The sequence below is a fragment of the Phenylobacterium sp. genome (assembly GCF_031984885.1).
Lineage (GTDB): Bacteria > Pseudomonadota > Alphaproteobacteria > Caulobacterales > Caulobacteraceae > Phenylobacterium.
The window spans coordinates 365771-391554 of record NZ_DAMABV010000002.1 but is presented as its reverse complement, the minus strand read 5'-3'; the positions used below and the strand labels follow the sequence as shown (position 1 = coordinate 391554).

24 protein-coding genes are annotated in these 25784 nt (G+C 70.3%); 14 read left to right on the top strand and 10 right to left on the bottom strand.

What is annotated here, in order from left to right; translation table 11 throughout:
- Window positions 1-38: 38 nt before the first annotated feature.
- Window positions 39-389, top strand: coding sequence for a DUF2200 domain-containing protein (locus RTL41_RS05310; protein WP_312162083.1), 351 nt, complete (start codon window positions 39-41; stop codon window positions 387-389).
- A 12-nt stretch (window positions 390-401) separates the two neighbouring features.
- Here the strand turns inward: RTL41_RS05310 and RTL41_RS05305 are convergent, their stop codons facing one another.
- Genes RTL41_RS05305 through RTL41_RS05295 form a run of 3 tightly spaced genes read right to left on the bottom strand, consistent with a single transcriptional unit; the run spans window position 402 to window position 2652 of the window.
- The gene (locus RTL41_RS05305) at window positions 402-1181 is read right to left on the bottom strand and encodes a DUF1080 domain-containing protein (RefSeq protein WP_312162081.1); all 780 of its coding nucleotides are present in this window, start codon (window positions 1179-1181) and stop codon (window positions 402-404) included.
- Window positions 1178-2050, bottom strand: coding sequence for a GDSL-type esterase/lipase family protein (locus RTL41_RS05300; RefSeq protein WP_312162079.1), 873 nt, complete (start codon window positions 2048-2050; stop codon window positions 1178-1180). The genes RTL41_RS05305 and RTL41_RS05300 overlap by 4 nt, the downstream gene beginning before the upstream one ends.
- Window positions 2047-2652, bottom strand: coding sequence for a helix-turn-helix domain-containing protein (locus RTL41_RS05295; protein WP_312162077.1), 606 nt, complete (start codon window positions 2650-2652; stop codon window positions 2047-2049). Before RTL41_RS05295 ends, RTL41_RS05300 begins: the two co-directional genes overlap by 4 nt.
- A gap of 334 nt (window positions 2653-2986) precedes the next feature.
- Here RTL41_RS05295 and RTL41_RS05290 point away from each other — a divergent pair, with 334 nt between their 5' ends.
- Complete coding sequence (locus RTL41_RS05290; protein ID WP_312162075.1) at window positions 2987-5326, top strand: TonB-dependent receptor; 2340 nt, start codon at window positions 2987-2989, stop codon at window positions 5324-5326.
- A 125-nt stretch (window positions 5327-5451) separates the two neighbouring features.
- Window positions 5452-7608: a family 20 glycosylhydrolase gene (locus RTL41_RS05285; protein WP_312162073.1), complete on the top strand. Its 2157-nt coding sequence runs from the start codon at window positions 5452-5454 to the stop codon at window positions 7606-7608.
- Between the two features lie 22 nt (window positions 7609-7630).
- Here the strand turns inward: RTL41_RS05285 and RTL41_RS05280 are convergent, their stop codons facing one another.
- The 3 genes from RTL41_RS05280 to RTL41_RS05270 are packed head-to-tail and all read right to left on the bottom strand — an operon-like array spanning window position 7631 to window position 10387.
- The gene (locus tag RTL41_RS05280) at window positions 7631-8218 is read right to left on the bottom strand and encodes a TetR/AcrR family transcriptional regulator (RefSeq protein WP_312162071.1); all 588 of its coding nucleotides are present in this window, start codon (window positions 8216-8218) and stop codon (window positions 7631-7633) included.
- A gap of 52 nt (window positions 8219-8270) precedes the next feature.
- Entirely contained in the window at window positions 8271-9302 is a 1032-nt protein-coding gene (locus tag RTL41_RS05275; protein WP_312162069.1) for a glutathione S-transferase N-terminal domain-containing protein, read from the bottom strand.
- A 14-nt stretch (window positions 9303-9316) separates the two neighbouring features.
- Window positions 9317-10387 (bottom strand): MBL fold metallo-hydrolase, encoded by a 1071-nt coding sequence (locus tag RTL41_RS05270; protein WP_312162066.1) that lies wholly within the window; start codon window positions 10385-10387, stop codon window positions 9317-9319.
- Window positions 10388-10507: 120 nt separating this feature from the next.
- Here RTL41_RS05270 and RTL41_RS05265 point away from each other — a divergent pair, with 120 nt between their 5' ends.
- Window positions 10508-11410 carry a haloalkane dehalogenase gene (locus tag RTL41_RS05265; protein ID WP_312162064.1) on the top strand — a complete coding sequence of 301 codons (903 nt, stop codon included), beginning with the start codon at window positions 10508-10510 and terminating at the stop codon, window positions 11408-11410.
- A gap of 11 nt (window positions 11411-11421) precedes the next feature.
- Window positions 11422-11838 (top strand): DUF1330 domain-containing protein, encoded by a 417-nt coding sequence (locus tag RTL41_RS05260; protein WP_312162062.1) that lies wholly within the window; start codon window positions 11422-11424, stop codon window positions 11836-11838.
- A gap of 36 nt (window positions 11839-11874) precedes the next feature.
- Here the strand turns inward: RTL41_RS05260 and RTL41_RS05255 are convergent, their stop codons facing one another.
- Window positions 11875-13557: a sulfatase-like hydrolase/transferase gene (locus RTL41_RS05255; RefSeq protein WP_312162060.1), complete on the bottom strand. Its 1683-nt coding sequence runs from the start codon at window positions 13555-13557 to the stop codon at window positions 11875-11877.
- 97 nt (window positions 13558-13654) lie between these two features.
- Complete coding sequence (locus RTL41_RS05250) at window positions 13655-14635, bottom strand: amidohydrolase family protein (protein WP_312162058.1); 981 nt, start codon at window positions 14633-14635, stop codon at window positions 13655-13657.
- 132 nt (window positions 14636-14767) lie between these two features.
- On the opposite strand from RTL41_RS05250, the gene RTL41_RS05245 reads away from it, so the two are divergent.
- The 4 genes from RTL41_RS05245 (at window position 14768) to RTL41_RS05230 (ending at window position 18830) form a co-directional block, all read left to right on the top strand.
- Complete coding sequence (locus RTL41_RS05245) at window positions 14768-15691, top strand: VOC family protein (RefSeq protein ID WP_312162056.1); 924 nt, start codon at window positions 14768-14770, stop codon at window positions 15689-15691.
- An 18-nt stretch (window positions 15692-15709) separates the two neighbouring features.
- Window positions 15710-16576 carry a fumarylacetoacetate hydrolase family protein gene (locus RTL41_RS05240; RefSeq protein ID WP_312162053.1) on the top strand — a complete coding sequence of 289 codons (867 nt, stop codon included), beginning with the start codon at window positions 15710-15712 and terminating at the stop codon, window positions 16574-16576.
- On the top strand, window positions 16569-18053 hold the full coding sequence (locus tag RTL41_RS05235; protein WP_312162050.1) for a bifunctional 3-(3-hydroxy-phenyl)propionate/3-hydroxycinnamic acid hydroxylase: 1485 nt from the start codon (window positions 16569-16571) through the stop codon (window positions 18051-18053). Before RTL41_RS05240 ends, RTL41_RS05235 begins: the two co-directional genes overlap by 8 nt.
- 120 nt (window positions 18054-18173) lie before the next feature.
- Entirely contained in the window at window positions 18174-18830 is a 657-nt protein-coding gene (locus RTL41_RS05230) for a TetR/AcrR family transcriptional regulator (RefSeq protein ID WP_312162048.1), read from the top strand.
- Window positions 18831-18843: 13 nt separating this feature from the next.
- On the opposite strand, the gene RTL41_RS05225 is transcribed toward RTL41_RS05230, so the two are convergent.
- Window positions 18844-20055: an acyl-CoA dehydrogenase family protein gene (locus RTL41_RS05225; RefSeq protein ID WP_409418308.1), complete on the bottom strand. Its 1212-nt coding sequence runs from the start codon at window positions 20053-20055 to the stop codon at window positions 18844-18846.
- A gap of 119 nt (window positions 20056-20174) precedes the next feature.
- Here RTL41_RS05225 and RTL41_RS05220 point away from each other — a divergent pair, with 119 nt between their 5' ends.
- Entirely contained in the window at window positions 20175-21062 is an 888-nt protein-coding gene (locus tag RTL41_RS05220; RefSeq protein ID WP_312162043.1) for a TetR/AcrR family transcriptional regulator, read from the top strand.
- Here RTL41_RS05220 and RTL41_RS05215 read toward each other — a convergent pair.
- Window positions 21012-21632, bottom strand: coding sequence for a TetR/AcrR family transcriptional regulator (locus tag RTL41_RS05215; RefSeq protein WP_312162041.1), 621 nt, complete (start codon window positions 21630-21632; stop codon window positions 21012-21014). The genes RTL41_RS05220 and RTL41_RS05215 overlap by 51 nt on opposite strands.
- Window positions 21633-21835: 203 nt before the next feature.
- Here RTL41_RS05215 and RTL41_RS05210 point away from each other — a divergent pair, with 203 nt between their 5' ends.
- The 4 genes from RTL41_RS05210 to RTL41_RS05195 all read left to right on the top strand — a co-directional run bounded on the left by RTL41_RS05210 (window position 21836) and on the right by RTL41_RS05195 (window position 25685).
- Window positions 21836-22960, top strand: coding sequence for an amidohydrolase family protein (locus RTL41_RS05210; protein WP_312162038.1), 1125 nt, complete (start codon window positions 21836-21838; stop codon window positions 22958-22960).
- Window positions 22957-23796: a hypothetical protein gene (locus tag RTL41_RS05205; RefSeq protein WP_312162036.1), complete on the top strand. Its 840-nt coding sequence runs from the start codon at window positions 22957-22959 to the stop codon at window positions 23794-23796. The genes RTL41_RS05210 and RTL41_RS05205 overlap by 4 nt, the downstream gene beginning before the upstream one ends.
- Window positions 23797-23847: 51 nt before the next feature.
- Entirely contained in the window at window positions 23848-25428 is a 1581-nt protein-coding gene (locus RTL41_RS05200) for an AMP-binding protein (protein ID WP_312162034.1), read from the top strand.
- A gap of 128 nt (window positions 25429-25556) precedes the next feature.
- Window positions 25557-25685, top strand: coding sequence for a hypothetical protein (locus RTL41_RS05195; protein WP_409418307.1), 129 nt, complete (start codon window positions 25557-25559; stop codon window positions 25683-25685).
- Window positions 25686-25784: the final 99 nt, after the last annotated feature.

The following is a 25784-nucleotide window of genomic DNA, read 5'->3' as shown; positions in this document are numbered from 1 at the left end:
CGGGCCCCATTCCGGCAGGGCCGACGGAGGCAGACGTGATGACCAAGCATCGAATCTATACGACCAGCTTCGCCAGCGTCTATCCGCACTACGTCGCCAAGGCCGAGAAGAAGGGCCGCGCCAAGGCCGAGGTCGACGAGATCATCCGCTGGCTGACCGGCTTCAGCCAGCAGGAGCTCGACTCCCGCCTCGCCGACAGGACGGACTTCGAGACCTTCTTCGCCCAGGCGCCCCGGCTGCATCCCGCGCGGGCGGAGATAAAGGGCGTGATCTGCGGCGTCCGGGTCGAAGACATCGCCGACCCGCTCATGCGCGAGATCCGATACCTGGACAAGCTCATCGACGAGCTCGCCCGGGGCAAGGCGATGGAGAAGATCCTGCGCGGCTAGCGGCGGCGCCCCTCACCGCGCCGGCGCCAGCTCCCGCACCCAGATGTTGCGGAAGCTGATCGGCTCGCTGGGGTCGCGGTGGGCCTGCAGCTTGATCGGCGACTTGCCGTGCGCCTTGTACCTGGGCTTGCCGATGAACACCGTCTCGCCGGCCAGGACCGCATTGTCCTGCACCAGCACGCCGTTGTGCAGCACCGTGGCCCGCGCCGGCGCGACCAGCGCCCCGTCGGCCCCGAACACCGGCGCGCGCCAGATGACGTCATAGGTCTGCCACTCGCCCGGCTTGCGGCTGGCGTTGGCCAGCGGCGGATGCTGCTTGTAGAGGCTGGCGGCCTGGCCGTTCACATAGGTCGGGTTCTGGTAGGAATCGAGGATCTGCAGCTCGTAGCCGGCGTCGCCGCCGCCGGTGGAGGCCAGGAAGAGCCCGCTGTTGCCGCGCGCCTGCCCCGACCCGGTGATGTCCTCGGGGATGCGCCATTCGATGTGGAGCTGGTAGTCGCCGAAGCTGCGCCGGGTCTCGATGTTGCCGGCCGCCTTGTTCACGGTCAGCACGCCGTCGGCGAGCGTCCAGGCGGCAGGCGACTTGTCCTTGGTCGCCACCCATTCGGAGAGGTCCCTACCGTCGAACAGCACTAGCGCGTCGGCCGGCGCGGCGCCCGTCCCGGCCCCGGGCGCGACCACCGGCGGCTCCGGCGTCCACACCTCGGTGTCCTTGGGCAGCAGTTGCGCGCCGCAGGCGGTCCCGACCGACAGCGCGGCCAGGGCGGCGATCGCCGCGAACCTCATCTTCATGGCCTGGTTCCTCCCGACGCCCTTCTTGGCCCGCGCCGCCGCGCTTCGTCCAGGGCCTGCTCGGCGACCTGGCGCATCACGGCGTAGCCGGCGCGGTTGGGATGCACGAAGTCCTTGCTGAAGGCCGGCGCCATCGCCCCGGCCGGCGTCGCCATCGCCGCGTGGTAGTCGGCGAAGGCGTAGCCGCGCGCCGCCGCGAACGCCTTCAGCCAGGCGTTGAGCTCGACGATCTGCGCCGCCGGCTTCAGCTCGCCCCGCCACAGGAAGCGGTCGGCCGGCGGGATCGCGCCGATCACCACCGCGATCCGGTTCGCATCAGCAATGTCCGCCATCGCGCTGATATTGTTCTTGAAATCCTCGGGTCGGTTCGGCCCCGTATTGCCGGCCACGTCGTTGGTTCCGGCCAGGATGTGCACCACCTTCGGCCTCAGGGCGACGACGTCGGGCATGAAGCGCAGCAGCATCTGCGCGCTGGTCTGGCCGCTGATCCCGCGATCGACCCGCGCGGCGCTGAAGAAGCCCGGGTCGGCGACCATCCAAAGCTCGGTGATCGAGTCGCCCATGAACACCGTCTCGACGCCCTGGGCCGCGGCGTTCTCCGGGCGATAGCGGCAGAGGTCGGCCCAGTCGCTGGCCGCCTTCTCGGCCTTGGCCTTTTCGGCGGCCGCCCCGCGCGCCGGGTCCATGGCCTTGGCCAGCAGCGCCGGCGGGAACGGCACGTCGGCGACCATCGCCTGCGCGATCTCCACGCCCAGCGGATCGGGCGCGGCGAGCGGCGGGCATGGATCGGCGACCATGCCGACAGGCTGGGCCTGCGCGGCCCCCGCTACGCCGGCCAGCAGGCCCAGCGCGACGATCAGGCTTCTCATGACGTCTTCCCCCCATGCAGCGTTTCCATCAGCCGCCGCAGCAGCAGGATCGAGTCGCGCACGTCGCCGACGTCGGGCTCCAGCACCTGCGAGATCGACAGCCCGCGCACCGCCCAGACGATCAGCCGCATCTCCGGCGGCGCGGCGACGTAGTCCAGGTCGAACCATTTCATCAGCCGCTTGCGCGATTCCCTGGAAATCCGCGCCAGCACCGGGGCCAGGCGCTCGGTCATCGCCGGATCGCTGCGCGAGCCCTGCAGGATCTCCAGCACCGCCACCCCCGCCGGCCGGCTCAGCGTCTCCCACACCGCCTCGGGGATCGCGAACACCCGCTCCTTCGGGTCGGCGATGGCGCCGAACCGCTGGTCGTAGAGGTCCATCTCCTCCTCGAAGGCGGCCTCCACCACGGCCAGCATCAGGTCGGCGCGGGTCGGGTACTGGTGCAGCATCGCGCCGCGGCTCCCCGACCGCTGCGCCACCAGCGAGGTGGTGGTCGCCGCATAGCCCTCGTTGTGCAGGCAGTCGATCGCGGTGGCCAGCACCTTGGCCCGCGTCCTGGCGGTGCGCTCGGCTTGGGTCAGGCGGGGCGGGCGTTCGCTCATCGTTGATTCTCGGGCGCGGCGGCCGGGGCGGCGGGCGGACATCATCCGCGCACGCGCCGATCCTCGGCAAGGTTCATGGTCGAGCTCAACTTACATGCGGTATTGACCGGATGTAAGTTCCAGAATTAGGTTGCGGCGACTCCGGGGCATCGGGGCGCGTTCAGACACTCCAGACCACGGCTCCGCCCGCACCGCGGCTCGCCAAGTAAAGCCACGCTCATCAGCCGCCACAGCACAGAGCCCATGCTGCCGGCCGGTGATGACATCGATTACACCACACGACCAAGCCGGCGCCGATCGGCGCCAGAACAAGAAGAACCGGGGGAAACCACACATGCACAGATCCGCACGCATCAGCCTGCTCGCGACCACCAGCCTGGTCCTGGGCGCCGTCGCCACCGCCGCCGCCGCCCAGTCGAACGAACCGGGCATGCTGGCCGAACTGGTCGTCACCGCCCAGAAGCGGGCCGAGAACGTCCAGGACATTCCCAAGCCCGTCCAGGTCGTCGGCGCCGGCGAACTGGCCCAGAACAACGTCACCGAGATTTCCGACCTGCGTAAGCTGGTGCCGTCGATCTCCGGGACCGGCCTCTCCATCCGCGGCGTGGCCACCTCGGCTTCCAGCATCGGGGCCGAGAACAAGGTCGGCGTCACCCTCGACGACGTGCCCCAGCCCTCGCGCGCCACCCTGGCCAACAACCTCATCGACATCGAGCGCGTCGAGGTCCTGCCCGGGCCGCAGGGCACGCTCTCGGGCCGCAACGCCACCGGCGGCCTGATCAACCTAGTGACCCGCTCGCCCTCCCGGACCTGGACCGGCTTCGCCACCGCCATGGTCACCGACGACGGCGAGCGCCAGTTCGGCGGCTACGTCTCGGGCCCGATCAACGACTGGGCGGCGTTCAGCGTCTCGGCCTATTCGCGCCACACCAAGGGCGTGCTGACCAACCTGACCACCGGAACCGACACCTATGCCGAGGTCAACGGCGTGCGCGGCAAGCTGGAGCTGACCCCGACCGAGGACCTGACCATCACCCTGACCGGCTTCCACCAGCAGCGGAACGCCGTCGAGCAGGGCCTGGGCGCCCTCATCCTCGGCTATTCGTCGGTCCCGACCTCGCAGATCTTCACGCCCTACGACTTCAACAACCCGCCCCGGCCCTATTCGGTGCTGCGCCCGGCCCCGCTCTCCTTCGACCTCGACGGCTTCGTCTCGCCGCGGGATTCCAAGAGCCGCACCATGGACGACGGCGGCGTGCTGCGCATCGACTACGAGCTGGGCGGAAACACCCTGACCTCGATCACCTCGTTCCTGCGCGAGACCAATCCGGCCACCACCGACCTGACCGCGAGCACCCTGGTCAACATGGCCATGCGGCCCGACTTCGACGGCTTCGCGCACATCTACAACAAGACGAACTACATCACCCAGGAGGTTCGCCTCGCCTCCCCCGTCGACACCGACCTGCAGTACGTCGTCGGCGCCTTCTATTCGAAGACCGAGAACACCTACGACTACACCCGCTTCCTGCTGCCGGTGGACTGGCATCGGGTGTTCGGCCAGGAGGCCTTCGCCGTCTTCGGCCACGCCTCCTACAACGTCACCGACAAGCTCACCATCATGGGCGGCCTGCGCTACGAGAAGGACAAGGTCGACTACACCTGGGTCTTCAACCCGATCGAGGCCACCAGCCGCCGGCTGGAGAACGGCGTCACCATCCCGTTCCCGAAGATCAACGACCTGATCGTCAGCAAGGGCGACGACAGCGGCGACTACGTGAACTACGACGCCTCGGTCCAGTACCACCTGACCGACAACGTCATGGCCTATGTCACATACGGCAAGGCCTCGCAGGGGCCGGTCTACGACGCCGAGGACAACACCGTGGCCATGGCCGGCACGCTCAGCACCCTCGATCCGGAGAAGGTCAAGGCCGTCGAGGCGGGCCTGAAGACCGAATGGTTCGACCGGCGCATGACGCTGAACGCCAACTATTTCGACAGCCGCTACGAGAACTACCAGCTCCAGACGATCCTCTACGACGCCACCCAGGCCAACACGATCCCGGTGCTGAAGCTGGCCTCGGTCGGCGAGGTGCGCACCCGCGGGGTGGAGCTCTCGGCCGCCGCCGTGGTCACCGAGAACTTCCGCCTCAACGGCGCGGTCTCCTACACCGACGCCAAGATCGAATCCTTCCCCTACGCCCCCTGCTACACCGGCCAGACGGCGGCCGAGGGCTGCGTGACCATCGTGGTGCCGGGCGAGACCACCGCACGCCCCGTGCAGCGCGACCTGGCCGGCCATCGCCTGGCCAGCGCCCCCGAATGGCGCGGCACGCTCAGCGGCGCCTACACCTTCCGCGAGGCGCTGGGCGACTACGACATCGTGCTGAACGGCACGGTCCGCGCGCAGAGCAAGTCCAATACCGACCTGCTGGGCGATCCGGCCAAGAACCTCGCCGCCACCACCTTCGTCGACGCCGGCGTCAGCTTCACGAACGGGACCTACAAGCTCGACCTGCTGGTCAACAACCTGTTCGAGGAGAGCGCCGAGACCTACGGCACCACGCTGGGGATCTTCCTGCCGCCCGCCGGCACGGTGATCCGCACCCGCACCGGGATCAGCCGCGACAACACCCGCTACTTCGGGGTCCGGTTCACCGCCAACTACTAACCCCCTGAGGCGGCTTGGCGGGCCTTCCCCCGCCACGCCGCTCCTGGTCCGGACATGCCCCCGGACCGCCTGGCGGCGGACGCTCCCCGCGCCCGCCGCCAGGATCTTTTTCGCAAGAGGCCGTCATGCCGCTCCGTCCCGTCGCCGCCCTCGCCGCCGCCTGCACGCTCGCCCTGCTCGGCCCCAGCGCGGCCGCCGCCGTCGCCCTGACGCCGCTGCCGCAATCGGTGAGGGAAAGCGAAGGCTCGCTCGCGCTCCCCGGCCGCTTCGCCATCGCCTGGACCGGCTGCCGCGAGCCCATGCTCGAGCGCGCCGCCGAGCGCTTCCAGCGCGACCTCGGCCGCCTCACCGGCGTCGAGACCTTCGCCGCCGCCGGCCCCCGGCTGGAGATCGCCTGCGCCGCCGCCGACCCGGGCGCCCTGAGCCTCGAGGCCCGCGAGGCCTATCGCCTGCAGGTCACGGGCGAGGGCGTGAAGCTCGACGCCGACGGCCCCATCGGCGTGCTGCGCGGCCTGGCCACCCTGCGCCAGCTCATCGAGACCGGCCCCGACGGCGCCGCCGCCCTGCCCGCCGTCGCCATCGACGACAGGCCGCGCTTCGCCTGGCGCGGGGTGACGATCGACACCGCCCGCCACTTCATGTCGATCGAGACCCTCAGGCGCCAGATCGACGCCATGGAGCAGGTCAAGCTCAACGTCCTGCACCTGCACCTCAGCGACAACGAGGCCTTCCGCGTCGAGAGCCGCCGCTACCCGCGCCTGCACGAGGTCGCCGGCCACGGCCAGTTCTACACCCAAGCTCAGATCCGCGACCTGATCGCCTACGCCGCCGACCGCGGCGTGCGCGTGGTCCCCGAGTTCGACGTGCCCGGCCACGCCCGGGCCATGACGCTGGCCTATCCCGAGCTCGCCTCGAACCCGGCGGGCGCGCCGGCCGCGGGCGCCCAGGTGCTCAATCCGGCCTCCGAGGCTGCCTATCGCTTCGTCACCCGGCTGTTCGACGAGATGGCCGGCCTCTTCCCCGACGCCTATTTCCACATCGGCGGCGACGAGGTCGGCGACGATGCCTGGGCCGGCGATCCGCAGGTCGAGGCGCTGATGAAGACCGAGGGCCTGACGACCAAGGCGCAGGTCGAGGCCCATTTCCACCGCCGCATCCACCAGGCCCTGACCCGCCGCGGCAAGATCGTGGTCGGCTGGGAGGAGATCATCGACACCGGAACCCTGCCGCGCGACATCGTGGTCCAGGCTTGGCGCACCTCCAACGCCACCGCGCGGGCCACCGCGCTCGGGCACCGGACCATCGTCTCGGCCGGCTACTATCTCGACCTCCTGAACACCGCGCAGTTCCACTACGGCTTCGACCCGCTCGACACCTCCGCCGCCGGCATGAGCCCGGCGGACGCAGACGCCGCCCGCAAGCTGCACCCGCTGGTCGGCCGCTTCGTCACCGACGGCGTGGTGGTCCAGCCGATGGCCCCGCTCACTCCCGAGCAGGAGGCCCTGGTGCTCGGCGGCGAAGCTCCGATCTGGGCCGAGCTCGTCACCGACGAAATGCTCGACAACCGCCTCTGGCCGCGCGCCGCCGCTCTGGCCGAGCGCTTCTGGTCGCCGCGCGAGGTGCGCGACACCGGCGACATGTACGCCCGCCTCGCCGTCCAGCAGGACCGCCTGCGCCGCCTCGGTCTCCAGGATCAGGCCGCCCGCGCCCGCATGGCCTCGCGCCTGGCGCCCGGCGCGTCGGAGCCGCTGCTGGTCCTGCTCGACCTCGTCGGCCCGGTCCGCAACATGGCCCATGACAAGCGCGTCCCCGCCGCCATCGCCGGCAAGAAGATCGTGCAGAACCTGACCGCCATGGCCGACGCCGCCCCGGTCGACAGCCTCGCCGCCCGCGCTTTCCTGGCCCGCGCCGAGCGCGCCGCGTCCGGCGAGGCCGCAGCCCGCGCCGCCGTCCGCGCCGACTTCGAGGTCTGGAACGCCAACCACCGGCGCGTCGTCGCCATCGCCCAGGATCATCCCGCCGTGCGCGAGGCCCTGCCGATCTCCGCCGACATCGCCGAGATGGCCGCCGTCGGCCTCCTGGCCCTCGACGCGCTGGAGACCGGCAAGCCGCTCGCGCCCGAGACCGCCGCCCGCGCGAAAGTCGTCCTCGACCGCGCCGACGCCTTCGAAGCCGCCTCCGCCAGGCCGATCTTCTCCTTCTTCGGCAAACGCCCGCCCGCCGACCTGATCATCATGGTCACCCCCGGCGTCCGCCGCCTGGTCGAGGCGGCGGGAGGCTAGCAGCCGGCCAAGGTCCTGCCCGCTAGCCGAGCAGGGTCCGCACGGCGCTCTCGAGCACCTGGCGCGCGCGATCGGGGGCCAGCCCCTGCTCGCGCCGCAGCCGCGCCCAGCTCTCCCAGCTCAGCAGCAGATCGAGGGCCTCGAAGCGGAGCGGATCGCCGGCGATCTCGGGCGGCGCCTCGCGCTGGAGGATATCCCGCAGCGCCCGGACCAGCCGGTCGTTGTCGTTGTCGAGGAAGCGGGAGCGATGGCGCAGGGCGTCGGACGCGCGCTTGAACGGACCGATCTTCTCGAACACCGCCGCGCGCCGCTCGACCAGTTCGATCACCCGCTCGCGCGGGTCGTCGGTCTTGAAGGGCTGGCCGGCGATGCCGCGCATCTCGGCCTCGATCACCTCGGACATCTCGGAATAGAGGCTGTCCATGTCCTTGAAGTGCCGGAACACGGTGCGCAGGCCCACATCGGCCCGTTCGGCCACCTGTTCGGCGCCGGGCGAAAGCTCGCCGCCGTGGATGATCTCCAGCATGGCCGCGACGATCCGGGCGCGGTTGTCCTGTCCGCGCCGCCGCCGCCCGTCCCCGTCCGGCGCCGCCTTGATCGCCCGTTCCACGCCGCCTCGCCTCACGCCGTCATGCTCGCTCCCTGACTAAGGCCAGCCGGGCTCAAGCTCCAGCGGCGAACAGCGCCTCGCAGCCGCTTCCGGCGAGCAGGCGATCGACATGCGCGCGTTCGGCTTCGCCCAGGCCGCCATGCGCCGCGCGCAGCCAGCGCAGGCACTTGGCCTGATACGGGAACGGCTGCTGGGTCCAGGCCTGGCCGTCGACGCGCGCCTGCACCTCGTCGGCGCCGGCCATCACCGCGGCGGCGTTGGCCAGCATGACCGGCGGATAGACCCGGCCGATCTCGGCCAGCAGCGCCATCAAGGTCGGCGGCGGGTCGGCGACGCTGATCCAGTCGTCCTCGCCCGGCTCGACGCCCGACTGGTCCTCCATCAGCCCGACCCAGGCGCTCACCCGCGGCGCGATCTGGAGCGTCAGGGCCGTCGGCGTCGGATCGAACTCGGCCAGTTGGGTCAGTTGGCCGAACACCGCGAAGTCGCAGGCCGCCGGGCGGGCGCCCAGCAGGTAGGGCCAATGGCGCAGGTGGTCTTCGAAGGCGATCAGGAACCGGCGGTAGCTGGCCTCGATCACCGGTCCGGTCACCGCGTTCGAACCCACATAGCGCAGGCGCCCGATCTGGCGGTCGGCGACCATCCGGCCGCGTTCGGCCAGGTCCTCGTCGGGGATGCAGAAGCCCCGCCAGCACGGCAGCATGGCCGCGGCCTTGGCGATGTCGGCCTCATAGGACCAGCGATAGTGGAACATGGCCTTGGTCAGCCACTCGTCGGCATAGTCCTCGATCAGTTCGTCGATGAAGGCCAGGGCCGGGTCGGACGGGATCAGGCTGCGCCCTTCATGCTCGCGCTCCAGCCGCCGGATGATCGGGCTGGAGTCGGTGACGGCCGCCAGTTCGCCGTTCTCGTCGGGCAGATAGAAGGTCGGCAGCAGCGAGACCTTCGGCTGTGGCAGCCCGGCCAGCGCCGGCCCCGAGGGCGGCAGGAACCGGTAGGGGATGCGTCGGTAGCGCAGCACCGCCAGCATCTTGCGGGTGTAGGGCGAGCCCGGCGCGCCGGACAGGGCGATGGGGTCTTTCATGGAACGCCTGCCTCCTATCGGAAGATGGTCAGCCTGTTGCTGTAACTGATGGCGTCGCCGCCCGCGGGCAAGGTGATCAGGTCGCCGTCGTGCCCGACCCGGATCTCGCCGGAGAAAAGCTTGCGCGAGTCGCCCAGGAACGGTCCCTCCAGGGCGCGCATCGGCAGCGGCGGGATGACGTGGGTGAACAGCAGGTAGCGCGCGCCGGCCCGCTCGGCGATCCGCGCCGCCTCCTCCGGCGGCGTGTGATAGGACAGGATGTCGTGGGTGATCGCGGCCAGGTTGGTCCGGCCATGGGCGGTCGCGGCCTTGTTCTGGATCTCCACCAGGTTCGGCGCCAGCCCCTCGTGCACCAGCACGTCGACGCCTTTCGAGGCCGCCTCGACCCGCCTGGACGCGGCGGTGTCGCCGCTGATCACCACGCTGCGCCCCTTGTAGACGAACTTGTAGCCCACCGCCGGCTCGACCGGCTCATGCTCCACCGGGAAGGCCGTCACCTTCAGGTCCGGCGTGTCGATCAGCACCACGTCGGGCCCCTCCCTCGGCGCGGCGAAGGGGTGGGCGACGCCGCCGAAGCCGCTGGTCGGGGTGACCTTCTCGCCGTGGTGGGCGACGCGAAAGCCGCGGTCGATCCGATAGGCCTCCTGGAAGCCGGCCAGCACCGTCTCCACGCCGGTCGGGCCATAGACCGGGACCGGCGCCGTCCGCGCGCCGCTCGCCCAGCGCTGCAGCATCAGTTCGCCGAGGTCGTCGATATGGTCGGAATGCACGTGGGTCAGGAGGATCGCATCGACCCTGGCCGGCGGCAGGTTCATCAGGCTGAGGTTCTTCGTCCCCCCCGCTCCGGCGTCGATCACGAATAGCTGGCCCCCGGCCAGGACGACCGTGCAGGGGCCCGCGCGGGTCGGATCGGGCATCGGCGAGCCCGAGCCGCAAAGCCCCACGTGCAAGCCGTCCGGCAGGTCGCGGTAGGGATCGGCCTCCATCGCCCGGTCATAGATCCGCTCCATCGCCGCCACGGCGATCGGACCCCGCGCGGTCCATGCGAGCCCTCCCGCCAGCCCGACCGCCGCGGCGAGCGCCAACCCGATCTTCCATCCTCGCGACATCGCCTGTCCCCGCCTTGACCGATCCCGAATATAATGACACGCATAATGTCACTAGTTTCGGAAATGACCAGCGCTCAATGCGCGGCGGAGGATGGGATGCAGGTCTTGAGAACCCCGGACGAGCGTTTCGCCGGCCTGCCCGACTGGCCCTACGCGCCGCGCTACCACGAGTTGACGGACGCCGGCGGCGCGCGCCTGCGCCTGCACTATGTCGACGAAGGGCCGCGCGACGGGGCCCCCGTCCTGCTGATGCACGGCGAGCCGTCCTGGGCCTATCTCTACCGCAAGGTCATCGCCGGCCTGGTCGCCAAGGGGCGGCGGATCATCGCCCCCGACCTGATCGGCTTTGGCCGCTCCGACAAGCCCGCCGACCGCGCCGACTACACCTACGAGCGGCACGTCGCCTGGATGAGCCAGTGGCTGACGGCGCTCGACCTCAAGGACCTGACCCTGTTCTGCCAGGACTGGGGCGGGCTGATCGGGCTGCGGCTGGTGGCGGCGTTCCCCGAACGCTTCGCCGGCGTGGTCGTCGCCAATACCGGCCTGCCGACCGGCGGCGGCATGACCGACGGCTTCAAGGCCTGGCTCGCCTTCAGCCAGTCTGTGCCGCAGATGCCCATCGGCATGCTGGTCAACGGCGGCGCGGCGCGCGACCTGTCGCCCGAGGAAGTCGCCGCCTATGACGCCCCGTACCCGGACGAGAGCTACAAGGAAGGCGCCCGGCAGTTCCCGGCCCTCGTGCCGGTGACGCCCGAGCACGCCTCGGTCGCCGAGAACATCGAAGCCTGGAAGACGCTGGAGCGTTTCGAGCGGCCGCTGGTCACCGCCTTCAGCGACGGCGATCCGATCACCAAGGGGGGCGAGGCGCCGTTCCAGGCCCGCGTGCCCGGCGCCCGCGGGCAGCCGCACGTGACCCTGCACGGCGGCCACTTCCTGCAGGAGGACTGCCCCGAAGACATCGTCGCCGTCATCGACGGCCTGATTTCCCGCCGAGCCTAGGAGCCGCCGCCATGCAGGTCGCCAACGCCGTCTATCCGCCCCACGAGCAGGCCATGGAGTTCTTCGGCGGCGCCGAAGACGGCCCGTTCGTCATGGTCAATCTGCTGAAGTTCAAGCCCAAGGCCGAGTATCCCGACGGCTCGGACGGCCACCTCACCGGCGCGGAGGCCTATGCCCGCTACGGCGAGGAGGTCCGCAAGCTGGTCGAGGGCCTGGGCGGCAGGATCCGCTATGGCGGCCAGGTCACCGGCCTGCTGATCGGCGAGGTCGAGGACCTCTGGGACATGGTCGCCCTGGCCGAATATCCGTCGCTGGCCGCCTTCCAGCAGATGGCGATGTCGCCGCAGATGCACGCCATCGAGCACCACCGGATCGCCGGCCTGGCCGGCCAGCTCAACATCCGCACCAAGCCCGGCGAAGGCTTCTAGGCTCGCGTCCGCCCGCCCGGAGAGGCCCCGGGCAGCCTAGTTGTCCCAGAGGATGTATTCGTCGCCGGCCTTCTGCGGAACGCCGCCCGGCTTGTCGATGAACACCGGCCCCTGCAGCAGCGAGGGCCAGATCGGCTTGACGCTCTGGGCGTCCTGCCGGGCGATCAGGTCCCTCAGCGCCTTGACCTTCTCGGGCTGGGCGGCGGCCAGGTCGCGCTGCTCGGTGGGATCGCTGGCCAGGTCATGCAGCCAGACCTTGCCCCGCGCCTCGTTGACCTGCAGCTTCCAATCGCCGTCGAGGACGGCCTTGTACTGGCCCGAACGCCAGAACAGCGTCTGGTGCGGCCGCGTCGGGTTCTTGCCCTGCACGTGCGGCAGCAGGTCGACGCCGTCGATCGGACGATCGCTCGGCAGCGGCGCCCCGCCCGCCGCCGCCGCGGTGGCGAAGATGTCGATGTGGCCGACCGGATAGCGATAGGTCGACCCGGCCGGGATGGCGCCTGGCCAGCGCATGAAGAACGGCGTGTGGACGCCGCCCTCGAAGAAGGTCGACTTGAAGCCGCGATAGGGCTTGTTGACGTCCGGCAGGCCGACATAGCCGGCGCCGCCGTTGTCGCTGGTGAAGATCACCAGGGTGTTCTGGTCCAGCCCCTCGTCCTTGAGCGCCTGGAGGATGCGGCCGACATTGTGGTCCAGGTTGCGGGCCATGGCGCCGTAGACGCGGGTCCGGTGGTCCTTGATCTGCGGCAGGGCGTCATAGTCCTCCTTCTTGGCCTGCAACGGCGTGTGGATCGCGTTGGGGGCGTAGTAGAGGAAGAACGGCCGGTTGCGGTTGGCCTTGATCGACTTGACCGCCTCGTCGGTGAGGTAGTCGGTCATGTAGCCCTTGGGCTGGAACAGGGACGAGCCGTTGTACTGCACCGCATAGGGCAGGTTCGGCCACAGGAAGCGGTCGATAGGGTCCCAGGGCTGCTTGGAGTTGACCACGCCCGGGTCCTTCTCGGGCAGGAACATCGAGCCGCCGGCGATGAAGCCCAGGCTCTCGTCGAAGCCCTGGTCCTCGGGCCGCGAGCCCGTCTTGCCGCCCAGGTGCCACTTGCCCAGATGCACGGTGTGATAGCCGCGCGCCTTCAGCACCTCGGCGATGGTGATCTCGCTGGCGGGCATGCTCAGCTCGTTGACCGCCGTCGGCGTGCGGTCCGCGCTGCCGGGCGGCATGTCCTTGATGCGCTCGGGGAAGAACTTCGGCTTCACGATCGCGCCCGGCTCGGCCTCGGTGCCGACCATCCGCTCGAACGCCACCGGCGCGGGGGTGAACTCGAAGCCGAAGCGGGTCGGATAGCGGCCGGTCAGGAGCGCTGCGCGCGACGGCGCGCAGGTCGCGTTGCCTGCATATCCGGCGGCGAAGGCGACGCCCTCCTTGCCGATGGAGTCGATGTTCGGGGTCGGCACGGCGCCGTTCGCCACGCCGCCGCCGTTGAAGGTGATGTCGTTGTAGCCGAGGTCGTCGGCCAGGATGAACACGACATTGGGCGGCCGCACCGCCGCCGCAGGCGTCTGCGGCCCCTGGGCCCAGGTCACCTCGCGGTTGGGCTCGACCGGCGGCATGCGGGCGCGCGCGACCATGGACAGGATCGTGGTGCGGTTCGTGGCCACCAGCGCCAGCCCCGCCGCCAGCACCAGCGCGGACGCGCCCAGCAACTTCCAACGCCGCTTCATCGTCGTCGCCTCCCGATCCTATATTGACACTATTCGTGCCACTATATCGATCACTGGACAACCCCGGCTTTGCGGACGCGGTTTGGGACGGGCGCCGTCACCCCTTCGATAGCTGAACCAACCTCGGAAAGACGCGCTCGGCGTTGGTCCGGGCGATGGCCTGCAGGTCGGCCTCGCTCAGCCCGTTGTCGTTCGTCAGTTGGTGCAGGTTGCGCGCGACGCCGAACTCCGGCGTGAACGGCCAGTCGCTGCCGAACAGGATCTGGGTGATCGGCGCGATGCGGCGCAGGCCCTCCAGCGCCACCGGATGCGCCGACAGCGCCACGTCGTAATAGAGCCTGCGCAGGGTCTCGAAGACCTCCTCCTCGCTGGCCGGGCGCGGCGCGATGAACGGCAGATTGGCGAAGGCGGCGATCCGCGCGACCAGGGCCGGCAGGGCCGCGCCGCCGTGCGGGACGATGACCTTCAGATCGGGATTGGCCTGCAAGGTCCGCGAATAGAGAAGGTCGACGATCGTCCGCGTCGTATCGAGCGGGAACTCCAGCATCGGCGCCGGCCGCCCCAGCCCGACCTGCTCGAAACAGGCCGGGCTGGTGGGGTGCAGGAACACCACCGCGCCGCGGCGGTTGAGCTCGGCGAACACCGGCGCGAACCTGGGCGAGCCGAGATACTCGCCGTCGCTGTTGGTCTCCAGGATGACCCCGTCCACGCCCAGGCGGTCGAAGGCGTAGGCGATCTCCGCCAGCGCCGCCTCGACGTCCGGCATCGGCAGGCTGGCGAAGAAGCCGAAGCGGCCGGGGTAGTCCCGCACCAGCGCCGCGCCCGCCGCGTTGACCTGCCGGCACAGCGCCGGCCGCTCTGCCTGCGGCAGGAAGTGCGCCGAGGGCGAGGACAGCGACACCATCGCCGTGTCGATCTGCTGGCGATCCATCATCTCGATGGCCGCCGCCGCGCTCCAGGCCGGGATCGGCATGCCGCCGTCCAGGCTGGTCAACCCGGCCTTGGCCAGCGCCTCGCCGTAGACGTCCGGCAGGAAGTGCGAGTGGACGTCGATCCGTCCGCAGGCGCAGTCGCCCATCGGAAACCCCCAATATTTGACCACTTGGTCATTTGATGGCGACCCGTCGTGCCCATTGCAAGGTAATTTTCCGCTTGCAGCGCGCGGAGCCCGTCGCCAAGATTGACCAAATAGTCATTTTGAGAGCGCGGCATGAGCACGATCAAGATCGAGGACATCGCCTTCGTCCGCTTCCGGGCGCCCGACCTTGCCGGGATGCAGGGCTTCCTCGAGGACTTCGGCTTGACGGTCGCGCCGGATGGCGGCCGGCTGTTCGCCCACGGCGCCGGCGAGAGCCCCTTCCTGCACGTCACCGAGCCGGGCGAGCCCGGGTTCGCGGGGCTTGGCCTGCGCGCCCGGTCGCTGGCCGACCTGGAGACGCTTGCCGCCGCCGAAGGGGTGGCCATAACGGATCTCGACGCGCCCGGCGGCGGCCATGTCGTCTCGCTCGCCGACCCCGACGGCCATCGCGTCGAGGTGGTCGCCGGCCAGGCCGCCAAGCCGCCCGCCCCCCTGCCCGCGCGCGAACCCTGGAACTCGGCCGCCGGCCGCCGGCGCCTGCGCCGGACCAAGCGCGTCGGCGGCGGCCCGGCCCATGTCGTCCGCCTGGGCCATTGCGTGCTGAACGTGTCCGACTTCCGCGCCAGCGAGCGCTGGTACAAGGACCGGTTCGGCTTCATCACCTCCGACGAGATCGCCCTGACGCCGGAGTTTTCCATCGGCGCCTTCCTGCGCTGCGACCGCGGCGCGACCCCGACCGACCACCACACCCTGTTCCTGGTCCAGGCGCCGACCGGCCCCGGCTTCAACCACGCCGCCTTCGAGGTGGCCGACCTCGACGACCTGATGGCCGGCCACCAGACGCTGAAGGACGCCGGGCGCCACCAGGAATGGGGCGTGGGGCGGCACATCCTCGGCAGCCAGGTCTTCGACTACTGGCGCGATCCCTGGGGTCACACCTTGGAGCACTGGACCGACGGCGACCTCTTCACCGCCGACGACGGCTCGAACGTCGCCGGCGTCACCGACCTGCTGGGCGTGCAGTGGGGCCCGCCCGCGCCGCCGACCATGGGCTGAGCCCCCGGAGACAAGATCATGAAACTCGCCACCTTCCAGGCCGGCGCGACGCCCGAGCTTGGCGCCGTCGCCGGCGACCGCATCGTCCCGCTAAACCGCGCAGCCCCTGGCCTGCCGGCCGACATGACCGGCCTCATCGCCGCCTGGCCCCAGGTCGAGAACGAGGTCCGCGCCATCGCCGCCGCGGCGGCCGGCGCCCTGCCGCTGGATCAGGTCCGGCTGCTGGCCCCGATCCGCCGGCCGGGCAAGATCATGGCCATCGGCCTGAACTACGCCGATCATATCGCCGAGAGCAATCTGGGCACGCCCGAGCATCAGGTGTGGTTCTCCAAGGCGCCGACCGCCGCCAACGGCCCCTTCGACCCGATCGACGTGCCCAAGGTCTCGCAGACCCTCGACTACGAGGCCGAACTCGTCGCGGTGATCGGCCAGGGCGGCCGGCACGTGGCCAAGGCCGACGCGCCCGGGGCGGTGTTCGGCTACTGCGTCGGTAACGACGCCACCGAGCGCGCCTGGCAGCACCGCACCCCGCAATGGGTGGTGGGCAAGTCCTTCGACACCCACGCCCCGTTCGGCCCCTGGATCACCACCGCCGACGAGGTCCCCGACCCGCACGTCCTGGGCATCCGCTGCCTGGTCAACGGGCAGACGCGGCAGGACTCCAACACCCGGCATCTGGTCTTCGACCTCTGGGACCAGATCGAGCACCTGAGCCAGGCCATGACCCTGGAGGCCGGCGACCTCATCTTCACCGGCACGCCGGGCGGGATCGGCGCGGCCATGAAGCCGATGCAGTTCCTCAAGGCCGGCGACGTCGTCCGCATCGAGATCGACGGCCTGGGCGCCATCGAGAACCCCTGCGCGCCGGAGCCCGGCCGTGCGTGACGACGGCTTCGACTGCGACGTCCTGATCGTCGGGCTGGGCCCGGTCGGCGCCATGCTGGGCGTGCTGCTGGCGCGGTCGGGCGTCAGCACCATCGCGATCGACAAGGACACGGCGGTCTATCCCCTGCCCCGCGCCGCGCATTTCGACCACGAGATCATGCGGCTGTTCCAGCAGGTCGGGATCGCCGAGGAGGTCGCCCGCCACGCCCGCCCCGCGCCCGCCTACGAGTTTCGCGCCGCCGACGGCCAGCTCCTGGTGCGCATGGACCTGCCGCCGCTCGCCCCCTGCGGCTGGGCGAGCGGCTACATGTTCCACCAGCCGGCGGTCGAGACCGCGCTGCGCGCCAGGCTGGACGAGAGCCCCCTGGCCCAGGTGCGCCTGGCCCATCGCTTCACCCGGCTGGACCAGGACGCCCAGGGCGTGAGCGCGGTCATCGCGGGGCCAGGCGGCGCCTCCAGCGTCCGCGCCCGCTACCTGGTCGGCTGCGACGGCGCCTCGAGCCCGGTGCGCGAGGCGGTCGGCGGAGAGCTCGACGACTATCGCTTCGACGAGCCCTGGCTGGTGCTCGACGCCGTGGTCGAGGACGGCGCGCGCACGCCGCAGGTCAATCTGCAGATCTGCGATCCGGCCCGGCCGACCACCTGCGTGCTGATGGGCCCCGGCCGTCACCGCTGGGAATTCATGCTGCTGCCCGGCGAGACGCCCGAGCAGGTGCTGGACGACGGCTTCATCGCACCGTTGCTGGCGGCCTGGGACTGCGGCCCGGTCCGCATCGAGCGCAAGGCCGTCTACCGGTTCCACGGCCTGGTCGCCAAGGCGTGGCGGACCGGGCGCGTGCTGCTGGCCGGCGACTCCGCCCACCAGATGCCGCCCTTCGCCGGCCAGGGCATGTGCTCGGGCCTTCGCGACGCCGCCAACCTCGCCTGGAAGCTGAAGGCCGTGCTCGCCGGCCAGGCGGACGCGGCGCTGCTGGACACCTACCAGGTCGAACGCGAACCGCATGTGCGGACCTATATCGAACTGGCCATCGGCATGGGGCGGGTGGTCTGCACGCTCGATCCGCAGGTCGCCGCCCAGCGCGACGCCGGCATGCTGGCCCAGCGCGCAGCCGGCGCCGCCCCCTTGCCGCCGGCCGCGCCCGCCCCGCTGGCCGGCGACTGCGTGATGGCCGGATCGCCCGGCGCCGGCGCCCTCTTCCCGCAGCCGGTGGCCGGAACGCCGGAGCGCCGCCTGCGCCTCGACGACGCGCTGGGCGAAGGGCCGTGGCTGATCACCCGGACGCCGGCGGCCCTCGACGGCGCGATCGACCTCGCCGATCCGAGGCTCGCGCCGTTCCGCGCCGAGCTGGCCGGATGGCTCGACGCCCGCCAGGCCGCCGCCGTGCTGGTGCGGCCCGACCGCTATGTCTTCGGCGCCGGCGAGCCGCAGGATCTGGCCGCCGCCTACCGACAAGCCCTGCGCCCGCAAGTCGCCTGAGGGAGCCCCAGCCGTGGCCGGCCGCCTTGCTTCCACGCCCGATCTCGATCAATTCCAGCAGCGCATGCTCGCTCGCCCGGCCCTCGCCGCGGAGATGAAGCTGATGGCGGAGGCCAGGGATTGAACGGTAAACGCACCGAGCGCGCCGAGCGCACGCGGGCCGCGCTGCTCACCGCGGGGCGCCGCCTGTTCTGCGAGCGGCCGGTCGACGCCGTGGCGATCGACGACATCGTCCAGGCGGCCGAGGTCTCCAAGGGCAGCTTCTACAATCACTTCCCCGACCGCGACGCCCTGGTGCGCGAGGTCACCGCGGAGATCCGCTCGGAGGTGGAGCATGCCGTGAGCCGGGCCAACGCCGGCGTCGAGGACCCGGCCCACCGCATGGCGCGGGCCGTCTGCGTCTACCTGCGCTACGCCGTGGACGATCCCGAACGGGCCGGCGTGCTGGTGCGGATCCACAGCGGCCACACCTCGACCTCGACGCCGCTGAACCGGGGCCTGGTGGACGACGTCGCGCGCGGCCTCGCCCAGGGACGCTTCAAGCTGGCGACGATGGAGTCCGGCGTCCTCTTCGTGCTGGGCGTCGCGCAACTGGCCCTGATCCGCATCACCCAGGAGCCGACCATGACCCTGGCCGTCAGCCTGGCCCAGCAGATGTGCGCCCTGCTGCTGCGGGGCCTTGGCGTGCCCGGGACCGAGCCCGAGGTGATCGCCGCCCAGGCCGCCGACGAGATCGTCCGCCAGGGCGCCCGCCACGCCCAGCCGGCCTCCCATTGAGGCGCGGACGTCGTCAACTTGACGATGCGATCTCGGGAAGCCCCAAGATCCGCTTGGCGATGATGTTGTTCTGAATCTCGTAGGAACCGGCGAAGATCGTGTTCGCCTTGCCCGAGAGCCATTCACGCACGCATGCCAGTTCGTCGGCGTTGAACCCGGTCCCCCCCCATCCGAGCCCCTGCTGGCCGAGCGCCTCGACCAGCAGCTCGGCCCGCTCCTGCACCAGAAGCGATGAGACGTTCTTCAGGATGGACGTGGCTGCGGTCGGTCCGCCCGCCCCGGCCTCGAGCGCCACGCGCTGCATGGTCAGCGCAAACGCCTGCCGCTCCATCGCATGCCGCACAAGCCGCATGCGCAGGTCGCGGTCGGCCAGGCGGCCGTCCTCGTCGCGCCCGAGGTACTGGACGACGACCTCCTCGATCGGACGCTTTTCCGTGGCCCGCGGCGGCGCATCCTCGCTCCGCTGGCGCTCGTACTGCAGCAGCCGCTTACCGATCGTCCACCCGCCGTTCAGCGGGCCGACCAGATTCTCCTTCGGAACCCGCACATCGGTCAGGAAGGTCTCGCAGAACGGCGAGCGGCCCGAGATCAGTCGGATCGGCCGCGCCTCCACCCCCCGCGAGCGCATGTCGATCAGCAGGAACGAAATGCCGTCGTGCTTTCGGGTCGGATCGGTACGGACCAGGCAGAAGCACCAATCGGCATGATTAGCGCCGCTCGTCCACGTCTTTTGACCGTTGACCAGGAAGTGGTCTCCCCGGTCTTCGGCCCGGGTCTGGAGCGACGCCAGGTCCGAGCCTGCGCCCGGCTCGGAATAGCCCTGGCACCAGCGCGTCTCGCCGCGGGCGATCGGTGGAATATGGGCCTGCTTCTGAGCCTCGGTTCCGTATTCCAGCAAGGTCGGCCCAAGCATCCGCACGCCCATGCTGTAGCCGATCGGGTTCCAGGCCCCGAGCCGGCGCATCTCCTCGCGAAGCACGCGGGCCTGCGCAACCGTCAGGCCGCCGCCGCCGTAGGCCGCCGGCCAGGTCGGCGTCCCCCAGCCCTTCTCGCAAAGCGCGGTCCTCCAGCGCCCATAGGCCTCGCTGTCCGGCTCGGCTTCACCGGCCTGGGGAGCCCGGCCGGCCAGGACCGACGGAAAGGCCTCGTCCAGCCAGGCGCGAACGTCGAGACGGAAGTCCTCAAGGGACTCTGGAGCCGAGAGCGTCGCCTGCATGTCTGCCATCCCGCCAGCATCGTGTTTTCGAGCGTTGTATCCGAAGTAGTGTGAATGTCATCAATCAATGCGTCCGCCGTGCTGGCTGTGCTGGCGCCAGCGGAGAGTACGGCTATGCTATGGCCTCAATGACCGCGCCGCCGCCGATCCAACTGACCCGCGACGCGCTCTTCGAGCGCGTATGGCGAGAGCCGCTGTCGGCCGTGGCTCGCCAACTGGGCCTCAGCGCCAGCGGCCTGGCCAAGATCTGCGATCGCACCTCGATCCCGTATCCGAGCCGGGGCCATTGGGGGAAGGTCAAGGCAGGCCGCGCGCCCTCCCCGCCGCCGCTGCCGCCCGCGCCGGACGGCGTCGAGAACGTCCTGCGGATCGCGCCGGGCCGGATGGTCGCCCGCCGGGCCAGCTCGCGATTGCCGTTGGAGGAACGTCGGGCCCATCTGCTCGACGCGGCGGCGCAGATCATCGTCCGCGAAGGCCTGCACGCGGTCAGCATCAAGCGCGTCGCGCGCGACGTCGGCCTGACCGCGCCGCGCGCCTATCACTTCTTCCCGTCGGTGGACGACCTGCTGGTCGAGCTCGCCCGCCGGGAGCTGCAGGCCGTGCGCGCCGCCCAGCAGCAACGCATCGACACCGCCACGCGGCCGGCCGAGCGGCTGCGCCTCTCCACCGTGACCTACTTGCGCGAGATCGCCAGCCGCGGCGGCCTGCTGCAGGTGCTGCAAGCCGCGCCGGCGGTTCGCAAGGGACTGCGCCGCGAGCAGCGCGCGCTTCGCGCCGCCAACACAGAGGTCGTCGCCGGCCGCTTCAGCCATAGCCACGGCGTGCCTGAGGATGTCGCGAGAGCGGCCACCATGGTCCTGACCAGCGCCGTGTTGCGCACGGGGCGGATGATCGCGCGCGGGCGCCTCGGGCTCGATGTGGCGGAGAATCTGGCCGCCGAGATCGTCGAGGCCGGCAATCGACGACTAGCGGCGCGTTTCCAGGCCGCCTCGGCGGGCGACGTCGATCACGCCTAGCACGAGCTCGTGGCAAAGGACCGAGCCGCGCTCAAGGTCCAGGTCGCCCTGGTAGACCAGCCGCCCGCACTCTTCCGGCATGGTCAGGCCGATGCCGACGCAGGCCACAGCCTGGCGAGGCGACAAGCCGAACTGCGCGCAAAGGGCTCGCGCCAACCGCCGCGTGATCCGATCTCGGAAGGCGGTCACCTGGCGCGACACATGCCCCGCCATGAACCGGTCCCGCAAGATGAGTTGGATCAGCGGCCCGGCCTGGGCGACGTAGCGAAAATAGGCCTCGGCCGTGGCCGTAGCGAGCCGAACTGCGTCTTGTTCGCGCGCCGCCGCCGACAGTACGGCCTCGGACAACGCATCCAAGCTGGCCTCCAGGAGCGCGTTATAGAGGTCGTGCCGGCCGGGAAAATACTTGTAGACTAGCGCCTTGCTGACCTTCGCGCCGTCCGCCAGGTCCTGGACGCCCAGCGGCAGGTAGCCCTGCTCCAACAGCAGATCCGCGGCGATCGCCAGCAGGCTCTCGCGGCGCGCCTCGGGCGCCAGACGCCGCCCCCGCCGAAGTCGCACGCGGCTCATGCGAGCCGTTCGTGATGACTATGGTTCCGGCGATGGGTCATCGGCCTTTCGACTCAAGCGGCATTGCCCTTCGCGTTTAGACCGGCTCGCGGCCGGACGCGAGGTCGTGCAGGCGCCAGGCGAACCTGGCCGCCCCGCTTTTAGCCGAGACAGGCCCGCGCCGATGTCATAGTGTCAATGTCAATAAAGAGGAGGAAACGGGCATGCCTTATGCCGCCGGGCGCGTCTTCCACGACGCTGATAGCCACGTCATGGAGCCGGCCGACTGGCTGGTCCCGTTCGCCGAAGACGCCATGAAGGACCGGCTGTTGCGCCGGGACCCGCCCTCCACCCGCCCGCCGGTGGAAGCGCCGAAGGAAAAGGTCATCGAGGGCCTGATCGGCGGTCCCAAGGGCCGACTCGCCTACGGCGCCTACGACCCGGCCGAGCGGATCCACGCGCTCGAGGAGTTGGGCTTCGCCAGCCAACTGGTCTTCCCGACCTCGGCCCTGCGCCCCTTCCGGACCAGCAGCGACCAGGACGTGCTCTATGCCGGGGCGCGAGCCGCCAACAAGGCGATGGCCGCCTTCTGCCGCGACCCGCGCCTGCTGGGCGTGGCCTATGTGCCGCTGGACGACCCGGCGCGCGCGCTGGAAGAGGCGCAGGAGGCGATCCGCCTGGGCTGCCGCGCGATCTGGGTCCCGTCGACTCCTGCCGGCGACAAATCTCCCGGCCACCCGGACCTCGAACCGTTCTGGGCCCTGCTGGCCGCGAGCCGGACCCCCTTCGTGCTGCACATCGGCGCGGGTTCGCGCACCATGCCCGCGGAATATGTGAACAACGGCAAGCCCAAGTCGCCCGACCTGCATGGCGGCGGCGAGAACCTCCGCTTCAAGGACTATGTGGCCCTGCCCCACTCCGCCGAGATGTTCCTCGGCGCGCTGGTCTATGACGGCCTCTTCGACCGCCAGCCGGAACTGCGCGGCGGCGTCATCGAGTACGGCGCCTACTGGGTGCCGGGCTTCCTGCGCCAGATGGACATGGGCGCGCGCTCCTTCGGCCGGACCGATCCCTACCTCAAGGCGCTGTCGGCCAAGCCCTCCGAGATCATCCGTCGCCACGTGAAGTTCACGCCCTTCCCGGGCGAGGACGCCGGCTACCTGATCCGCGACAGCGGGGCTGACCTCTACATGTTCTCCAGCGACTACCCGCATCCGGAGGGCACCAACGACCCGATCGCTCGCTTCGAGCGCACCTTCGAGGGCCTGAGCGAGGACGACCGCGCCCGCTTCTATCGCGCCAACTTCGAGAGCATGATGGGCCTGGTGACCGAAGGGGCCGTGCAATGAGCGAGGCCGCCCAGCGCACCCTGACCAGCGAGTTCCGCGCCCCGCACAACGGCTTCCAGCAGGCGTCGGGCTCCATCCACAACGACGAGGTCGCCTCCAAGCTCGGCTTCAAGGGCGGCACGGTTCCGGGCTCGGTCCACATGGATCAGTTCGTACCGATGCTGGTGGAGCTGTACGGTCGACGCTGGTTCGAGACCGGCGACATCTCGCTGCACTTCAGCCAGGCCACGGTGGACAAGGAAGAAGTGCAGGCGGCCGTTCACCCCGGCGACCAGAGGGCGCGCTTGCTCATGTTCAACCGCGCCGGCCAGCAGGTCTGCGTCGGAACCGCCTCGCCCAAGGCCCGCGACGCCGCATCGGAACTCGCACGGCGCATGGCCGAACAGGCGGAGGCCGATCCCGCGCGACTGCGAATCTATGCCGATGTCCGGGTCGGCGACACGACCGCCGACATTCCGATGCGAGTGAACCGCGCGGACTACGACGCCGGCCTTGGTCGGATCACCGAGCGCCTGCCTCTGTACGACGCCGAGGGCGTACTCTCGCCCGCCTTCGCCGTCCGCCTGGCGCACATGAGCCGGCCGTTCGTGATGGCCAAGGCCAAGACGCCCTATGTGGGCCTGTTCGGCGCCCTGGAGGTTCGCCACCTGGCCGGGCCGCTGCTGGCCGACAAGGACTATGTCGGCCGCACCACGATGCGGAAGATCACCGAGAGCCCGAAGACCGAGAACGTCTGGTACGACGTCGACATCGCCGACGCCGCCGGCGGGCAGGACGTGGCCAGCGTGACGTTCATGATCCGCGCCATGAAGGCCTCATCTCCGCTCTGGACCTGAGGCCGCCCGCAGCCGCGAGCCAAGACAACGAAAAGATCGGGAGATGCGGGGATGAATGCGCCGGCGAGGCTCGAGGGGGCCGAGATCAAGGCCCGGGTGGACGCGGCCGTGGACTCCGGCATGTGCATGGCCGTCTGGGCCGAACTGCAGCCGGACAAGCTGGCGGTGCTTGAGGCCGCCGGGCCCAGCCGAACCTTCGGCGAGCTCAACGCCAGCGCCAATCGGCTGGTCCGGCTGATGCGCGACCACGGGCTGCAGGCCGGCGACGCCGTCGCCATCGTCTGCTCGAACCGCGTCGAGTTCCCCGAGGTGCTGTTCGCCACCCTGCGCGGCGGCTTCCGCCTGACGCCGGTGAACTGGCACCTGAAGCCCGACGAGATCGCCTATGTCGTCGACAACTGCGAGGCCAAGGCGCTCTTCGCCGACACCCGCATCGCGGGCCTTGCGGGCGTGGCGGCCGCCTGCCCGCAGCTTCGGCTGAAGGTGGCGATCGGCGGCGACCTGCCGGGCTTCGTCCCCTACGGCGACATCGCGGCCTATGGGGGAACGGACATCGACGATCCGGTGCGCGGCTCGACCATGCTCTACTCCTCGGGCACGACGGGCCGGCCGAAGGGGGTCTACAAGCCAAACGCCCAGGCCATCGGCGGCTATGACCCCATCTATGATCGCGCCGTCGACAAGCACATCTGCACCGGCCCGGCCTACCACGCCTCGCCGCTCGCCGGGGACATCCGCCGGGCCCTCAACAACGGCGTGCCGACCGTCCTCGTCGACAAGTGGGACACCGAACAGGTCCTGCAACTGATCCAGGACCAGAAGGTCACCCGCGGCCATTTCGTGCCGATCATGTTCCAGCGGATGCTGGCCTTGCCGCCGGAGGTCCGCGCCAAGTACGACCTGAGCTCGCTGAAGCGCATCACCCATGGCGCGGCCCCCTGCCCGCCCGAGGTGAAGCAGGCGATGATCGAATGGCTGGGCCCGGTGCTCTTCGAGTACTACGCCGGCTCCGAGGGCGGCGTCGGCTTTACCGTCACCTCCGAGGATTGGCTCAAACGGCCGGGCACGGTCGGCCGCCGGCCGCACAAGGCTGCAGCCAAGATCCTGGACGAGAACGGCGAGGAATGTCCGCCCGGCGTGCCCGGCGCCATCTATCTCAGCCTCACGGACCAGGGCGGCTTTACCTACTACAAGGACGACGCCAAGACCGACGCCGGCCGGCGCGACGGCTACTTCACCATGGGCGATGTCGGATATCTGGACGAGGACGACTGGCTGTTCCTCACCGGCCGCAGCGCCGAGACGATCATCGCCGGCGGGGTCAACATCTACCCGCAGGAGATCGACAACGAGCTCATCAAGCATCCGGCGGTGGAGGACAGTTGCACCGTGGGCGTCCCCCACGGCGAGTGGGGCGAAGAGGTCCGCGCGGTGATCCAACTGCGTCCCGGTTTCGAGCCCTCGGAGCCACTCAAGCGCGACATCCTCGATTTCGCGTCCAGGCTGGTCGCCAAGTACAAGGTCCCGCGCGGCGTCGACTTCGTGGACGCGCTGCCCCGCAGCGAAGCCGGCAAGATCCAGCGCAACAAGGTCCGAGCGCCCTATTGGGAAGGGCGCGCCCGGGCGATCTGACGCCAGGCCATGACGGCCAATCCCGTCGGTCAGCGCGGTTCGTCGGCGACGCTGGCGAGGCGGCCTGGCCCGCGGGGAAGCTGGGGCAGTCTCTGCCTGGCCAATTCGAGGTCTTCGTCGAGCAGGTCGTGCCGATCCTCCAGCGCCGCGTGATTTTCCGCGAGGACTATGAAGGCTCCACCTTCCGCGAGAGCCTCGGACTGGCCCGCCCGGTCAATCGCAACACCGCCGCCAGGGCCGCGCGCGCCGTCGCCTGACCCGCCGCGACGTCGAGCGCCCTCTCCAGGGACGCGCCGAAGGCGTCGGACGGCTTGGGTGTCTGCACGCGCATGCCGCGCGACTGCTCCGCGGCTCGC

What these genes read in the sequence shown, in the direction of transcription:
- RTL41_RS05225 (WP_409418308.1), bottom strand. Translation starts at nt 20,055, where the DNA reads ATGGCAGACATGCAGGCGACGCTCTCGGCTCCAGAGTCCCTTGAGGAC.
- RTL41_RS05255 (WP_312162060.1), bottom strand. Translation starts at nt 13,557, where the DNA reads ATGAAGCGGCGTTGGAAGTTGCTGGGCGCGTCCGCGCTGGTGCTGGCG.
- RTL41_RS05250 (WP_312162058.1), bottom strand. Translation starts at nt 14,635, where the DNA reads ATGGGCGACTGCGCCTGCGGACGGATCGACGTCCACTCGCACTTCCTG.
- RTL41_RS05275 (WP_312162069.1), bottom strand. Translation starts at nt 9,302, where the DNA reads ATGAAAGACCCCATCGCCCTGTCCGGCGCGCCGGGCTCGCCCTACACC.
- RTL41_RS05200 (WP_312162034.1), top strand. Translation starts at nt 23,848, where the DNA reads ATGAATGCGCCGGCGAGGCTCGAGGGGGCCGAGATCAAGGCCCGGGTG.
- RTL41_RS05265 (WP_312162064.1), top strand. Translation starts at nt 10,508, where the DNA reads ATGCAGGTCTTGAGAACCCCGGACGAGCGTTTCGCCGGCCTGCCCGAC.
- RTL41_RS05215 (WP_312162041.1), bottom strand. Translation starts at nt 21,632, where the DNA reads ATGAGCCGCGTGCGACTTCGGCGGGGGCGGCGTCTGGCGCCCGAGGCG.
- RTL41_RS05245 (WP_312162056.1), top strand. Translation starts at nt 14,768, where the DNA reads ATGAGCACGATCAAGATCGAGGACATCGCCTTCGTCCGCTTCCGGGCG.
- RTL41_RS05205 (WP_312162036.1), top strand. Translation starts at nt 22,957, where the DNA reads ATGAGCGAGGCCGCCCAGCGCACCCTGACCAGCGAGTTCCGCGCCCCG.
- RTL41_RS05220 (WP_312162043.1), top strand. Translation starts at nt 20,175, where the DNA reads ATGACCGCGCCGCCGCCGATCCAACTGACCCGCGACGCGCTCTTCGAG.
- RTL41_RS05310 (WP_312162083.1), top strand. Translation starts at nt 39, where the DNA reads ATGACCAAGCATCGAATCTATACGACCAGCTTCGCCAGCGTCTATCCG.
- RTL41_RS05305 (WP_312162081.1), bottom strand. Translation starts at nt 1,181, where the DNA reads ATGAAGATGAGGTTCGCGGCGATCGCCGCCCTGGCCGCGCTGTCGGTC.
- RTL41_RS05260 (WP_312162062.1), top strand. Translation starts at nt 11,422, where the DNA reads ATGCAGGTCGCCAACGCCGTCTATCCGCCCCACGAGCAGGCCATGGAG.
- RTL41_RS05240 (WP_312162053.1), top strand. Translation starts at nt 15,710, where the DNA reads ATGAAACTCGCCACCTTCCAGGCCGGCGCGACGCCCGAGCTTGGCGCC.
- RTL41_RS05290 (WP_312162075.1), top strand. Translation starts at nt 2,987, where the DNA reads ATGCACAGATCCGCACGCATCAGCCTGCTCGCGACCACCAGCCTGGTC.
- RTL41_RS05210 (WP_312162038.1), top strand. Translation starts at nt 21,836, where the DNA reads ATGCCTTATGCCGCCGGGCGCGTCTTCCACGACGCTGATAGCCACGTC.
- RTL41_RS05295 (WP_312162077.1), bottom strand. Translation starts at nt 2,652, where the DNA reads ATGAGCGAACGCCCGCCCCGCCTGACCCAAGCCGAGCGCACCGCCAGG.
- RTL41_RS05285 (WP_312162073.1), top strand. Translation starts at nt 5,452, where the DNA reads ATGCCGCTCCGTCCCGTCGCCGCCCTCGCCGCCGCCTGCACGCTCGCC.
- RTL41_RS05300 (WP_312162079.1), bottom strand. Translation starts at nt 2,050, where the DNA reads ATGAGAAGCCTGATCGTCGCGCTGGGCCTGCTGGCCGGCGTAGCGGGG.